Genomic DNA, 13,082 nt, shown 5'->3' with positions numbered 1-13,082 from the left:
TGTGCACACCCCTCCTGGGTATGGCCTGACCCGCTACGAAGGCACTACGGTGCCAGCGCCGCCGTCGACGGTTATCTGCTGGCCACTGGTAAGCAGCAGGGTGGCATCGGGGACGCCCACCACCGCCGGGATACCGTACTCCCGGGCGACGACGGCGCCGTGGGAGTTGGGGCCGCCCATCTCCATCACCAATCCGCCCGCGGTGAGGAAGAGCGGGGTCCATCCGGGGTCGGTGGACGGGGCCACCAGGATTTCCCCCGGCTCCAGGTGCGCGCCCACGGGGTCCAGGATGACGCGGGCGGCGGCGGTGACCGTTCCGGCCGACGCCGGGCTCCCGGTCAGGGTGCCGGGCACCGCGGGCTCTTTGGAGGTGCCCGCAGGCTGCAGGGCCTCCGGTTCGGTGCCGTCCGAGAGCAGCACCCGCGGCACGTGGCGCCGCTTCAGTTCCAGGGCATACGCCTCGCGCCGGCCGGCCACCAGGCCGCGCATGTCAGCGGGTCCTGCTCCCGGTTCCCCGTCCGCGCCCTCTGCTGCTCCCGCTGCTTTGCCCTTCAGGAGGCCGGCCCTGGCTTCGTCCAGGTTCAGGAAGAAGACGTCATCCGGTGCGTCCACGGCACCGGCCGCGGCGAGCGCCTCGCCCACCATGGCCAGTTGCTTCCGTACTTCGGCAAGACCCACCACCAGCTGGAACTTGGGGAGTTCGCGCAGCCCGGCAAACAACCGCGCACGCCGCAGTGCTGCCCGGACTACAGCACCCCTCAGCCGGCCGCGGGCACGCGCCTCCGCCACCAGGCGCAGCACCTGGGCTTCTGCTTCCTCGCCGGCGTTGCTGAACTTGGCGTCCGGCGCCGTCGCGCCCGCGTCCAGCCGCAGATAGTTGGCCAGGACGCCAAGAATGTGGGTGGGATCGTCGGACCATCGCGGCATGCCGACGTCGATCTCGGCGATAGCCCTGTGCCCGTACTGGCCCATGAAGCGCGCCAGCCCGGCCTGCAGCTCCGCGGGCAACTGGCCCCCCTTATAGTCTTCGGCGAGCGCAGCGGGTTTCCGGCCGGTCACGGCGGCGCGGGAACCGCCGTCGTTTCTAATCACCCGGGCGAGGCGCCACAGTTCCAGGTCCATTTCAGTGGTGACGTTGTTGGGAAGCCCGCGGAGCACTACCTCCAGGTCATCCCAGCGGCCACCGCCCAGCAGTTTCCCGGCCAGCGCCAGTGCGGCGAACCCGAGCGCCGGAAGCGGCAGGATGGACGGGACCACCGAAAAGATGCGGGTGCTCAGGACATGTTCGGCATGGTCGAGGCGCCGCAGCGGTGTGGCGCCGGCAGGCAACTGGATGGAGTCGCCGAACTCCCGTGGCAGCCGGTTGGCCCGGCGGAGGGCAACGTTCGGGCGGAATACGGCCCGGAGCAGCGTCTCCGGCATCCGGGCATGCGCTGCCGCGGGCAGCACATGGCGCAACAGGGCCAGCGGCGTCCGCCGGGTCACGGAAAACCGTGGGTCCTCGAAGACCTTCCGCAGCACCGTAGCCGAGCGCGCCTCCATCACGTCAAAGACCCTGGGCACGATCCGCCGGCCTGTAGTGCTGCGCGCAACAGCCGTCATGTCGAAGTAGATCCGCTGCGCCGCCTCGGCATAGGGCGGCGGGCCGTTGCGTGGCTCGGGCACGTCAATTTGGGCCGCGCGGGCCACCGACGAGGCGATCAGCCGGAAGGCTGCGAGGCCCATGGGCGTGATGGGGCGGACCAGGCCCTGCGCCAGGCTGAAGCAGAGGTACACGCGGGCGCCTTCCCCGACAGCCCTTTTGGCAGCGCTACCGGCTCCGCCCGTTGTCCCGGGTGCGGGCGTCCCCGCGCCGCGGCCGGTCCGCTGGGGAACCGGGAACAGGGTGGTGATGGGCCGCGACTGCGTCAGCCACAGCTGCCCGCCGCCGTCGATGGCCCATTCGATGTCCTGCGGCGCGCCGCAATGCTGCTCCACGCGGAGTCCAAGGGCCGCAAGGTCTCCGGCCTGCTGGTCCGTCAGGCAGGCCGCGGCCCCGCCGTTGCTGACGGCCACTGTGCGGGTTCCGCCGCCGGAGATCGGCCGGACGGCGATGCGTTTATCGCCAAGGTGCCGTTCCAGGACCCTCCCGGCCACCGGATCAACCACAAAACGGTCCGGATTTACCGCTCCGGACACCACGGCCTCCCCCAGCCCCGGGCTGGCATCGATAACCGCCTGCTGCCTGCGGCCGGTCAGCGCGTTTGCTGTAAATAACACACCGGCGGCCGTGGCATCCACCATCCGCTGGACTACTACGGCGAGTGCCACCGAGGCAGGGTCGATCCCCCGCGTGGCCCGGTAACTGACAGCCCGGTCGGTCCACAGCGAAGCCCAGCAGCTGCGTACCGCCTCCACAACGGCGGCCGCACCCACCACGTTGAGGTAGGTGTCCTGCTGCCCGGCGAAGCTCGCGGAAGGAAGGTCTTCGGCAGTGGCCGAGGACCGCACCGCCACCGGCACGTCGTTGCCCAGCGCCGCGTACGCCGCCTGCAGGGCTTCTGCTATCCCGGGCGGGACCGGTGCACTTCTGATGATGTCCCGTGCCTGGCCGGCCAGCGCTGCCATGGCGGGCAGGTCGCCGTCGGCAGTCGTTTGCAGGGCCTGATGGATCCCGGCGAGCGGGCCGGCGGCTCCGTTCGCGTCACCGCCGGTGGCCAGTCGGTAGGCCGCCGTCGTGAGGCAAAAGCCGTCCGGCACAGGCAGCCCGGCGGAAAGCAGTTCCCCGAGGTTGGCGGCTTTTCCACCGACGAGGGGCACCATGGCCGCGCGGAGGGTCTCCAACCCCAGGATGGGAGATCCGTCGCCGTCGCCTGGCACTTTGATAGCTCCTGGTGCGAAGGCGTTCGGTCAGGCCGCGCCGAGGATGGGTCCGAACTTCGCCCGGTCCGCGAGCCGGGGGTCGTCGCGATCCGGGACCACCAGGACAGGCCCCTTGGTGTGGTGCAGGACCCCCCCGGATGTGGAACCCAGCAGCATGCCGGTGAAACCGCCACGGCCCCTGGTGCCCACCACCACGAGTTCCGCGTGCCTGCTGGCGTCCACCATGACATCCACGGCCGAGCCATCCTTCACTTCCGACTCCACACGGAGGTTCGGGTAGTGGCTCTTCAGCCAGGCCTTCCCGGCATCCAACTGGTTCTGAATGTCTTCAAACAGGCCCTGCCGGTCCATCGGGGCGGGGACCCAGGCCACGGATCCGCTGAACTGGGGCACGGCGCAGATCACGCGCAGGGTTGCCCCCAGCCGTTCAGCCTGGTCTGCGGCCTCCAGCACGGCGACCCGCGCCTGCTCGGACCCGTCCACGCCTACCACCACCACGTTTTCAACCTGCTTGTGTCCCTCTTTGGCCTGTTCGGCCCGGATGCGCTTGTCGTCCGTTGTTTCGCCCAGCCGGTCCGAACAGACCAGGGGCACAGTTACCGTCGGGCATTTGGCATGGGCCGGAAGCGCACTGCTCACCGAGCCCAGCAGGCGGCCCACAAATCCGCCGCGGCCGCGGGTGCCGAACACCAGCAGCTCAGCCGTTTCCGACATTTCCAGCAGGACACCCGAGGCGTCACCGTTCTCCACGGAGGCATCGACGTCGATGTTGTAGCCCGAAACCTTGTCCATCGCCTGCTGGATGATCGCTTCGGCACCCTCGCGGATCACGGAATCATCCACTGTGGCGTAGCCGCCGTCCAGCCCCGACGCAGCAAAGATGGGCACTGAATAGGCGGTGACAATGTGCAACGGCCGACGGCGGCGTTCGGCTTCCCGGGCTGCCCAAACCAGTGCGCACTGGCCGTGGTCGGATCCGTCTACACCCACAACGATTCCCTGGGGAGCGGTGGAATTGGCCATGTTCTCCCGTTCCGGGTCCGGTTGCATCTCATGTGCGCCCATCGGGCCGCCTCCTCGCGGTACTGCCTAGTTTTCCGGCTGATGTTCGGGCCATTCTGCCAGAAGCTAAGGGCTTGCCTGCACCCGCCGCATGGACATCGGGGCTGGTCAGGAATACTCTGCTTCCGCTTATCACTATTCTCGGTCCGCGGACACTTAGCAAGGCCGCCAGAGCCAGCGATGGGCAGTTATCCACAGCCCATGGCAAACGGAACGGCAACCGTATCCATCGTTAACACGAATGTTTCGTGGTGGGCTATCCCCCGTCACCAATCTTCTGTAGTCTTCGAGGCACTGCCGGTCCGTGATGCCTCTCCAAGGGGGCATCGCGGGCCGCTGTTGCGGCCGGACTTTGGGGGTTAGGGCACGCATGCAGTGCGACGACGCCTGCATCAGCCGAATGCCTTCAAGGAGGAGAACTGTAGTGTCAACCATGTCTGTGACTGGCGGGACCGAGCGGACCACCACGGTGATCATCGGCACCGGGCTCTCCGGCCTCGCGGTCGGCGCAGAACTGCGCCGGCGTGGCGTGGGTGCCATCGTGGTGGACGGGCTGGACATCCTGGGCGCCGGGCAACCGGCAAACACCACTTCGCTGCAGCGCTGCGACGCAGCAGACTCCGACTCCCTCAAGGAACGCAACGAGATCCTCCGGCACCTGCGCAACTATGCAGCCAGCCACCACATGGATGTACGCACCACCACCCGCGCCGTTCAGTTGACCATGGTGGGGGGCCCAACAGCCGCTGCGTCGCAGATAGAGTCCCCGGCCCGGCAGTGGGAAGTTCATACCCCCACCGGAATCCTGCTGGCAGACCACATTGTGCTGACCCGCTGCGCGCACAGCCAGCTGCGGCGCATGCTCAGCGACTTCGGCATCACCGTTGGCCGCAATTTGGTGGCCGCCATGCGGAAGATCGGCATCTACCTGGTGGGCGTCGGCGACCTTATTACGCCCTCGCCCAAGGAAGTGCTGCGGCAGGCAAAAACCGTGGGCCAGGCAATCTCGTCCAAGGTTTACCCTGAGGCCGGCCCGGCCATCCTGGCGGGGAGTTCCGCCGGCTAGGACCTGGCTGTGCCTTCTTCCGCGTATTCGTCGTCACTGCCGGACGTGAGTCGGCGCTTCGCCAGGATTCCGATGGTCACGAGCAGGCCCAACGCCACCGCGGCAAAGATCACCAGGCTCCAGGGAAACGGTTCGGACGCATCCGCCGCCGGTTCCGGTGCCACGATGGTTCCCGGCTGGGCGGTTCCCATCCCCGGAATGGCCGCGGACGCCGTCGGGCCGACCGTTGTTCCGGGCGTTGAAAGGCCCGACGGCGATGCCCCCTCCGCCGCGGCGGTCGCCGTAAAGCCGAACGCCCCCTCGATCGGATGGGAGTCCGAGCCGACTACGCGCCAGGCCACCGTGAAGGCGCCCGCCGGGGCGCCGCCCTTCAGCGGCTGGGAAGCCACGTTGTCCACGATCTCAACGGCCCCATTGGCCCACTCGGCGCCGCTGGCATCCTTGACGGAAAACTGTGCGCCGATGCCCAATGGATTCTTGCTGAACGTGACCGAAACCTTCTCCGGTGGCGACGCCACCGTGGCTCCCTGCGCGGGGCTGCTGGACTCGGCGGCGTCGTGCGCCACGGCAGGGGCGGATAACCCCAGCAGCGCGACGGCGACAACGAAGGTCCCAAGCAAAAGGCTCAGCATTTGGCGGCGGATGGATCGCATCGGTGGACTGCTCCCTCAAAGTTGGCGTCCTCCAAGCCTAGCCGCTGCGCTGACTGCCCTCCCTAGGCGCCCACGTATACGGCGAGGTGCTTGCCGGTGAGCGTCGGCTTGGCCGCCACAAGCTCCGCCGGCGTCCCCTCGAAAACCACCTTGCCGCCTTCGTGCCCTGCGCCGGGGCCGAGGTCGATGATCCAGTCAGCGTGCGCCATGACCGCCTGGTGGTGCTCGATAACGATCACCGATTTTCCGGAGTCAACCAGACGGTCCAGGAGGCCCAGCAGGTTTTGGACGTCGGCCAAGTGAAGGCCGGTGGTCGGCTCGTCGAGGACATAGACATCGCCCTTCTCCGCCATTTGGGTGGCGAGTTTGACGCGCTGCCGCTCACCGCCGGACAGTGTGGTGAGGGGCTGGCCGAGAGTGAGGTACCCGAGGCCCACGTCCACGAGCCGGTCCAGGATCTTGTGGGCGGCCGGGGTCCGGGCTTCGCCTTCAGCGAAGAACACTGCTGCCTCGGTCATCGACATCGCCAGCACCTCGGCGATGTTGCGCCCGCCCAGCTGGTATTCCAGGACCGACGCCTGGAAACGGCGGCCCTCGCAGTCCTCGCAGGTGGACTCGACAGTGGCCATCACGCCGAGTTCGGTGAAAATCACGCCCGCGCCGTTGCAGGTGGGGCAGGCACCTTCTGAGTTGGAGCTGAACAACGCCGGTTTCACGCCGTTGACCTTTGCGAAGGCCTTGCGAATTGGCTCCAGCAGTCCCGTATATGTTGCCGGGTTGCTGCGGCGCGACCCCTTGATGGCGCCCTGGTCGATCACCACCACACCGTCGCGGCCGGCCACGGAACCGTGGATCAGCGAGCTCTTGCCCGAACCGGCGACGCCCGTGACCACACACAGCACCCCGAGCGGGACGTCGACGTCGACGTCCTTGAGGTTGTGCATCGAGGCCCCGCGGACCTCCAGCGCACCGGACGAGGAACGCACCGATTCCTTGACCGCGGCCCGGTCGTCGAGGTGGCGTCCGGTGATGGTGTCGCTGGCCCGCAGCCCGTCCACCGTGCCTTCGAAGCAGACGCTGCCGCCCTGGGTCCCGGCACCCGGACCAAGGTCAACGATGTGGTCCGCGATGGCGATCGTCTCAGGCTTGTGCTCAACCACCAGCACGGTGTTGCCCTTGTCGCGCAACTGCAGCAGGAGCTGGTTCATCCTCTCGATGTCGTGCGGGTGCAGGCCGATGGTGGGCTCGTCGAACACATAGGTGACGTCCGTCAGGGAGGAGCCCAGGTGCCGGATCATCTTGGTGCGCTGGGCCTCTCCGCCGGAGAGCGTGCCGGCGGCCCGGTCCAGGGAGAGATAGCCCAGGCCGATTTCGGCGAACGAGTCGAGCAGGTGCTGCAGGCCTTTGAGAAGCGGCGCCACCGACGGCTCCTTGAGGTCGCGGACCCAGCCGGCGAGGTCGCTGATCTGCAGTTTGCAGAGGTCTGCGATGTTTTTCCCCTGGATCTCCGAGGACCTCGCTACCGCGCTGAGCCGCGTTCCTTCGCACTCGGGGCAGGCCTGGAAGGTGATGGCACGCTCCACGAACGCCCGGATGTGGGGCTGCATCGCGTCGACGTCCTTGGAGAGCATCGATTTCTGGATTTTCGGGATCAGGCCCTCGTAGGTGAGGTTGATGCCCTCGACCTTGATCTTGGTGGGCTCCTTGTACAGGAGGTCGTGCATTTCCTTTTTGGTGTATTTCGCGATGGGCTTGTCCATGATGAAGCCGGCGCCGCTGAAGATGCGGCCGTACCAGCCATCCATGCTGTAGCCGGGAACCGTCAGGGCACCGTCGGCGAGCGATTTACTGTCGTCATAGAGCGCAGTGAGGTCGAAGTCGGAGACCGCACCCATGCCCTCGCAGCGCGGGCACATACCGCCCAGGTACACAGCGTTCTGCACCACGCTTTTGTCCACCCGGCCGCCGCTCTTTTCGGTGCTCAGCACACCGCTGGCCTTGCGCGTGGGGACGTTGAAGGAGAATGCCGTGGGCGGGCCCACCTGCGGGGTGCCCAGCCGGCTGAAGAGGATCCGAAGCATGGCGTTGGCATCCGTGGCTGTGCCCACCGTGGAGCGGGGGTTCGCGCCCATGCGCTCCTGGTCAACGATGATCGCCGTGGTCAGTCCCTCGAGGCGGTCCACCTCGGGCCGGGACAGGTTCGGCATAAAGCCCTGCACAAAGGCGCTGTAGGTCTCGTTGATCATCCGCTGCGACTCCGCGGCGATGGTGGCAAAGACCAGCGAGCTCTTGCCTGAGCCGGACACCCCGGTGAATACCGTCAGCCGGCGCTTGGGGATCTCAATGCTGATGTCCTTGAGGTTGTTCTCCCGGGCACCCTGCACACTGATCAGATCGTGAGTGTCGGCCACGTGGGCCGACGGGAGTTGCTCGTCCGTCGAGGTGGCAGTGGGCATGGTGTCTCCATCGTTTGGGCGTTGTGAAGTTCCTGACAGTCATTCTAGGCTTGGCCTGCGACAGCGTACCTTCGACGGAGTTCGGCTGTGACCGGGGCTACGTTGTCCCGGGCGGAGGCCCGCCGCCCTTTAGTATTCAGGTATCCCCATAACACTTTCCCCGGAGGACTAATGCTTAAGCAAGGCTCTGCCCTGGACCGGTATTTCATGATTTCCGAGCGAGGCTCCAATCTCTCCCGCGAGATCCGCGGCGGCTTTGCCACGTTCTTTGCCATGAGCTACATCGTGGTGCTGAACCCCCTGATCCTCTCCGGGCCGGACTCCAGCGGCACCACCCTGGGGTTCCCCGCGGTTGCAGCGGTGACGGCTTTCGTGGCGGGCATCCTCACCATCCTGATGGGCGCCTGGGCCAAACACCCGTTCGCGCTGGCCACGGGGCTCGGTGTCAACGCTTTCATCGCCGTCACGGTAGCCACCAACCCTGGGCTGACCTGGCCCGACGTGATGGGACTGGTGGTGATCTCCGGTGTGACCATGCTGATCCTGGTCCTCACGGGTTTCCGGACCGCCGTGTTTAGAGCCGTTCCGGACGGACTCAAGACGGCAATCGTGGTGGGCATCGGCCTGTTCATCGCCCTGATCGGGCTGGTCAACGCCGGCTTTGTCCGGCGCATCCCCGACGCCGCGGGCACCACTGTCCCCGTTGGGCTCGGTTTCGACGGCAAGCTCCTGGGCTGGCCCACGCTGGTGTTCGTCTTCGGCCTCATCCTGACCATCGGCCTGCTGGTCCGCAAGGTCAAGGGCGCCATCCTGATCGGCATCATCGCCTCCACCATCCTGTCCGTGATCCTGGAATTTACCCTGCACATCGGACCCAGCGTCAGTGACGGGAAGTTCAACCCGCAGGGCTGGTCCCTTGTGGCCCCCACGTTCACCGAATGGGCGGCTCCGGACCTGTCGCTGATCGGCAAGGCCAACCCGTTCGGCGCGTTCGCGCACCTGGGCTTCGTGGGAGCCTCCCTGCTGGCGTTCGTGATCCTGCTCAGCATCTTCTTCGATGCCATGGGCACCATGGTGGGCCTGGCCAACGAGGCCGGCACCGTGGACAAGAACGGAAACATCCCCAACGTGGACCGGGTGCTTCAGGTCGACGCACTCGGTGCGATCGTGGGCGGCGGCGCGTCCGTGTCATCCAACCAGCTTTTCGTCGAGTCAGGTGCCGGCATCGGCGAGGGGGCCCGCACTGGCCTGGCCTCGATCGTCACCGGCCTGCTGTTCCTGGTGGCCATGTTCTTCACCCCGCTGATCAACCTTGTCCCGTTCGAAGCGGTGGCACCGGCCCTCGTGGTGGTCGGGTTCATGATGGTCTCCCAGGTGGGCAAAATCGACTGGCAGGACTGGGGGATTGCCATCCCGGCCTTCCTGACGTTCGCCCTGATGCCGTTCACGTACTCGATCGCCAACGGCCTGGGTGCCGGCTTCATCGCTTTCGTCATCATCCGCACCTTCCAGGGCCGTGGACGCGAAGTCCATCCGCTGATGTGGGCCGTGGCCGCCGCGTTCCTGCTCTTCTTCGCCGTGGGACCCATCGAGGCCGCCCTGGGCATGATCTAAGACCTATTCCCTGCGCTAATGGGGAAGGTCCGGAATTCCAGACAGGACGACTGCGGTCCGGCTCGCTTTCGCGGCGGGCATGCGGTGAGCTTGGAGCATGACCCTCCCTGCACCCGCCGTTGATGTCCCGCCGCAGCCCTGGACCGGGCGGTTCGACGGCGACGGCGGCGACCACCGGCGCTGGTGGCAGGCGGTCACACCCTACGTCCACGGCACTGCCGGGGCCGAGCCTCCAGCCGCCCGCCCGGCCGTCATCGTCGGCTTTGCCAGCGATGAAGGCGTGCGCCGCAACAAGGGCCGGACCGGTGCCGCACTGGCACCGGCGGCCCTCCGCGCAGCCCTGGGGCCCTTGGCCTTCCATCTGGACCGCGCAGTGTCCGACGCCGGCGACGTGGTGGTCGCGGACGGCGCCTTGGAAGCCGGGCAGGCCCGCGCAGGTCAGTCGATCGCCGCCATGCTCGACGCCGGCAGCCTCACAGTGGTGCTCGGCGGCGGGCACGAAACCGCCTACGCCAGCTATTTGGGAGTGGCAGGCTCCGAAGCAGTGCGCACCGGCCGGCTGCTGGGCGTCCTCAACCTTGATGCCCACTTTGACCTCAGGGAGGAGCCTGTGCCCAGTTCGGGCACGCCGTTTTTCCAGATGGCCCAGGCGGAAGCCGCTGCGGGCCGCGAATTCCGGTACGCCGTCGTCGGCATTTCTGAGCCGAACAACACCCGGGCGCTCTTCAGCACGGCAGACCGGCTGGGCGTGCAGTACCTGCTCGACGAGAACTGCACGGCGGATCGCGTGGAGGAGTTCGTGGCGCAGTTTCTTAACAATGTGGACGTGCTGTACCTGACCATCGACCTGGACGTCCTGCCGGCGTCCGTGGCACCCGGCGTGAGCGCACCCGCAGCCTACGGCGTGCCCCTGCCGGTGATTAGTGCGGTCTGCCGCCAGGTGGCCCAAAGCGGGAGGCTCCTGCACCTCGACGTGGCAGAACTGAACCCCGAATTCGACATCGACGGCCGGACCGCCCGGGTGGCCGCCCGGCTGGTGAACACGCTCCTTCGCTAGCCAAGATTTCCGTCCAGCACGTTCTTCCGTACGGCTAAACCTTCAGCACGTAGCGCCGCTCCGGTCGGCCCACACCATACTTGAGCCGGACCTCCAGCGCCCCCTCATCGTTGAGGTACTCCAGATACCTGCGGGCGCTGACCCGGGACGTGCCCAACCGGACGGCAACTTCGTAGGCGGACAGGTCGCCGTCGGCCTCTTTCAGGGCGCCTTCCACCAGCTTCAGGGTCTCGATGCTGCAGCCCTTCGGCAGCGGCCGCTCGGTCCGGTCCAGTCCGAACACCCGGTTCACGTCCGACTGCTCCGCCACGTCCTTGGTCGAGTCCAGGCCCTGGTAAGCATTGCGGTAGTGCTCCAGCCGTTCCTGCAGGTCAGTCTGCGAAAAGGGCTTAATGAGGTAGTGCACAATCCCGCCGCGGAGGGCCCTGCGCACCGTGTCCACTTCACGGGCGGCGCTGATCACCAGCACATCCAGTTCGGGAGCCACTTCCCGCAGTTTCTGCATCAGGTCCAGCCCGTTGACGTCCGGCAGGTGGATGTCGAGCAGCACCAGGTCGGGCAGCAACCGGGCAGTTTCGGTCACAGCCTGCGCGCCCGTATGGGCCACTCCGACGACGGCGAAACCGGGAGTGCGCTGGATGAACCCCGCATGGACCTTGGCCACCATAAAGTCGTCGTCAACAATCAGGACATTGATCATGGCTCCAGCTTCCTCGTTCTTTCAAACCGCGCCGTGAAGACCGCCCCGTTATCGTTAGACACCGTCAGTTCGCCGCCGCTGCGCCGGCAGACCACCCGGGAGAGCGCCAGGCCGAAGCCCCGGCTGCCGGCGGGGCCCGGGTCCTTGGTGGTGAAACCCTGCCGGAAGATCTCCGCCGTATCGCCGGCGACGCCCGGGCCCGTATCGCGGACGGTGACCGTGACGCCGTCGGCCGAGTCCTCTACCAGCACCCGCACCGCAGGCTCCGGAAGCCCGGCGACGGCGTCGAACGCGTTGTCCACCAGGTTCTCCACCACGGTGGTGAGATCGCGCGACAGCTCATCATCAACACGCTCCAGGCCGGATTCCGGGTCCAGCTTCAGCGCGACGCCGCGTTCGGTGGCGAGGCTGGACTTGGCGATCAGCAGGGCCGCGAGCGCCGGGTCCTCGATGCGGCTGGTGACTTCGTCGTTCAGCCTGGTCCTGTCCAGCGTGGCCCCATTGACGAACTGGACCACGGAATCATATTCGCCGATCTGGATCAGGCCCGAGATCACGTGGAGCTGGTTGGCGAATTCGTGGGCCTGGGCGCGGAGGGTGTCGGTGGCCGTCCGGGTGGTGCCAAGTTCCCGCTCGAGGGCGGAGAGTTCCGTCCGGTCACGCAGTGTGGTGACCGAGCCGATATCGCGTCCACGGGACTGGATGGGCACGCGGTTAAGCACCACCAGGCGGTTACCGACCAGCACCAGCCGGTCCGGGCCCGGCTGCTCGCGGGTGAGGACATCCTTGAGTGCGGGCTCGACGGAGAGGCTGTGCAGCCTCTTGCCCACGCAGTCCGCGGGAAGGCCCAGGAGGGCGCGGGCGGAGTCGTTGGCAACGGTGATCCGCTCATGCGGATCCAAGGCAACCACTCCTTCCTTGAGGCCGTGGAGCATGGCCTCGCGGTTCTCCACCAGGCCGGTGATTTCGCTAGGTTCCATGCCGAGCGTCTGCCGCTTCACCCGGCGGGAGAGCAGCAGGGAGCCGGCCACGCCCAGCACGCTGGCCACGCCGAGATACGTGAGCAGGTTGGGCACGGCGTCGCCGAGCCGGTCAAGCGTTGAGGGGTAGTTCCGGCTGATGGCTGCAATGCCGATCAGTTTTCCGGAATCGTCCAGCACCGGAACGTGGGCAGAAAGTTCCTCGGTCCCGGAGCCTTCCACCACGCCGGTCCACGCCCGGCCTTCCAGCACCCGGCTGCCGCCCAGTTCCAGCGGCCGGTCCAGCAGGCTCGGATCCGAGGATGCAATTACCGTGCGGTCCAGTTTGGCAAGCGCCACGTGCGAGGATCCGGACACTGTCCGCACCGACTCGGCGACGGCCGGCAGAGCCGATCCTCCCCGCGGCTCGGCGGCCGGGAGGAGTTCGCGCACGGTGGGGTTGGCGGCGAGCGCCTCGGCGGCTGACAGGGCGCGGCGGCCTTCGGTCCGTTCGAATGCGCTGGCAGACTGGGCCAGGGAGATGGCCACCACGGCCACCAGGACTGCGAAGACAATCAGCAACTGCAGAACCAGATACTGCCCCGCAAGGGACATTCTTCGTCGTCGAGTCACTGTGGTTCTTTCTTCTGATG

The 13,082-nt window shown here is 67.0% G+C and carries 9 protein-coding genes; 3 read left to right on the top strand and 6 right to left on the bottom strand.

Annotation, left to right across the window (positions count from 1 at the left end; genetic code table 11):
- Positions 1-33: 33 nt before the first annotated feature.
- A complete protein-coding gene (locus ABIB45_RS15520) occupies positions 34-2,802 on the bottom strand; it encodes a PEP/pyruvate-binding domain-containing protein (RefSeq protein WP_354216803.1) in 2,769 nt (922 codons plus the stop codon).
- Positions 2,803-2,889: 87 nt separating this feature from the next.
- A complete protein-coding gene (locus ABIB45_RS15515; protein WP_354216735.1) occupies positions 2,890-3,927 on the bottom strand; it encodes a universal stress protein in 1,038 nt (345 codons plus the stop codon).
- A gap of 430 nt (positions 3,928-4,357) precedes the next feature.
- Here ABIB45_RS15515 and ABIB45_RS15510 point away from each other — a divergent pair, with 430 nt between their 5' ends.
- Positions 4,358-4,990, top strand: a complete 633-nt coding sequence (locus tag ABIB45_RS15510; protein ID WP_354216802.1) for an NAD(P)/FAD-dependent oxidoreductase — start codon at positions 4,358-4,360, stop codon at positions 4,988-4,990.
- On the opposite strand, the gene ABIB45_RS15505 is transcribed toward ABIB45_RS15510, so the two are convergent.
- Together ABIB45_RS15505 and ABIB45_RS15500 are read right to left on the bottom strand one after the other, a co-directional pair.
- Positions 4,987-5,643: a copper resistance CopC family protein gene (locus ABIB45_RS15505; RefSeq protein ID WP_354216734.1), complete on the bottom strand. Its 657-nt coding sequence runs from the start codon at positions 5,641-5,643 to the stop codon at positions 4,987-4,989. The genes ABIB45_RS15510 and ABIB45_RS15505 overlap by 4 nt on opposite strands.
- A gap of 62 nt (positions 5,644-5,705) precedes the next feature.
- Positions 5,706-8,099, bottom strand: coding sequence for an ATP-binding cassette domain-containing protein (locus ABIB45_RS15500; RefSeq protein WP_354216733.1), 2,394 nt, complete (start codon positions 8,097-8,099; stop codon positions 5,706-5,708).
- A gap of 171 nt (positions 8,100-8,270) precedes the next feature.
- Here ABIB45_RS15500 and ABIB45_RS15495 point away from each other — a divergent pair, with 171 nt between their 5' ends.
- Both ABIB45_RS15495 and hutG read left to right on the top strand, forming a co-directional pair.
- On the top strand, positions 8,271-9,713 hold the full coding sequence (locus ABIB45_RS15495; RefSeq protein ID WP_354216732.1) for an NCS2 family permease: 1,443 nt from the start codon (positions 8,271-8,273) through the stop codon (positions 9,711-9,713).
- Positions 9,714-9,810: 97 nt separating this feature from the next.
- On the top strand, positions 9,811-10,770 hold the full coding sequence (gene hutG / locus ABIB45_RS15490; protein WP_354216731.1) for a formimidoylglutamase: 960 nt from the start codon (positions 9,811-9,813) through the stop codon (positions 10,768-10,770).
- 34 nt (positions 10,771-10,804) lie between these two features.
- On the opposite strand, the gene ABIB45_RS15485 is transcribed toward hutG, so the two are convergent.
- Positions 10,805-11,470: a response regulator gene (locus ABIB45_RS15485; RefSeq protein WP_354216730.1), complete on the bottom strand. Its 666-nt coding sequence runs from the start codon at positions 11,468-11,470 to the stop codon at positions 10,805-10,807.
- Complete coding sequence (locus ABIB45_RS15480) at positions 11,467-13,044, bottom strand: sensor histidine kinase (protein WP_354216801.1); 1,578 nt, start codon at positions 13,042-13,044, stop codon at positions 11,467-11,469. Before ABIB45_RS15480 ends, ABIB45_RS15485 begins: the two co-directional genes overlap by 4 nt.
- Positions 13,045-13,082: the final 38 nt, after the last annotated feature.

It is taken from the genome of Arthrobacter sp. UYCo732, assembly GCF_040547265.1.
In the GTDB taxonomy this organism is placed as follows: domain Bacteria; phylum Actinomycetota; class Actinomycetes; order Actinomycetales; family Micrococcaceae; genus Arthrobacter.
The sequence above is the reverse complement of the archived record's forward strand: the minus strand, read 5'-3'. Positions and strand labels throughout refer to the sequence as shown.

Excerpts from the sequence above, each read along its gene's own strand:
- ABIB45_RS15520 (WP_354216803.1), bottom strand. The coding sequence starts at position 2,802 with ATGGTGCCCCTCGTCGGTGGAAAAGCCGCCAACCTCGGGGAACTGCTT.
- ABIB45_RS15515 (WP_354216735.1), bottom strand. The coding sequence starts at position 3,927 with ATGGGCGCACATGAGATGCAACCGGACCCGGAACGGGAGAACATGGCC.
- ABIB45_RS15510 (WP_354216802.1), top strand. The coding sequence starts at position 4,358 with ATGTCTGTGACTGGCGGGACCGAGCGGACCACCACGGTGATCATCGGC.
- ABIB45_RS15505 (WP_354216734.1), bottom strand. The coding sequence starts at position 5,643 with ATGCGATCCATCCGCCGCCAAATGCTGAGCCTTTTGCTTGGGACCTTC.
- ABIB45_RS15500 (WP_354216733.1), bottom strand. The coding sequence starts at position 8,099 with ATGCCCACTGCCACCTCGACGGACGAGCAACTCCCGTCGGCCCACGTG.
- ABIB45_RS15495 (WP_354216732.1), top strand. The coding sequence starts at position 8,271 with ATGCTTAAGCAAGGCTCTGCCCTGGACCGGTATTTCATGATTTCCGAG.
- hutG (WP_354216731.1), top strand. The coding sequence starts at position 9,811 with ATGACCCTCCCTGCACCCGCCGTTGATGTCCCGCCGCAGCCCTGGACC.
- ABIB45_RS15485 (WP_354216730.1), bottom strand. The coding sequence starts at position 11,470 with ATGATCAATGTCCTGATTGTTGACGACGACTTTATGGTGGCCAAGGTC.
- ABIB45_RS15480 (WP_354216801.1), bottom strand. The coding sequence starts at position 13,044 with ATGTCCCTTGCGGGGCAGTATCTGGTTCTGCAGTTGCTGATTGTCTTC.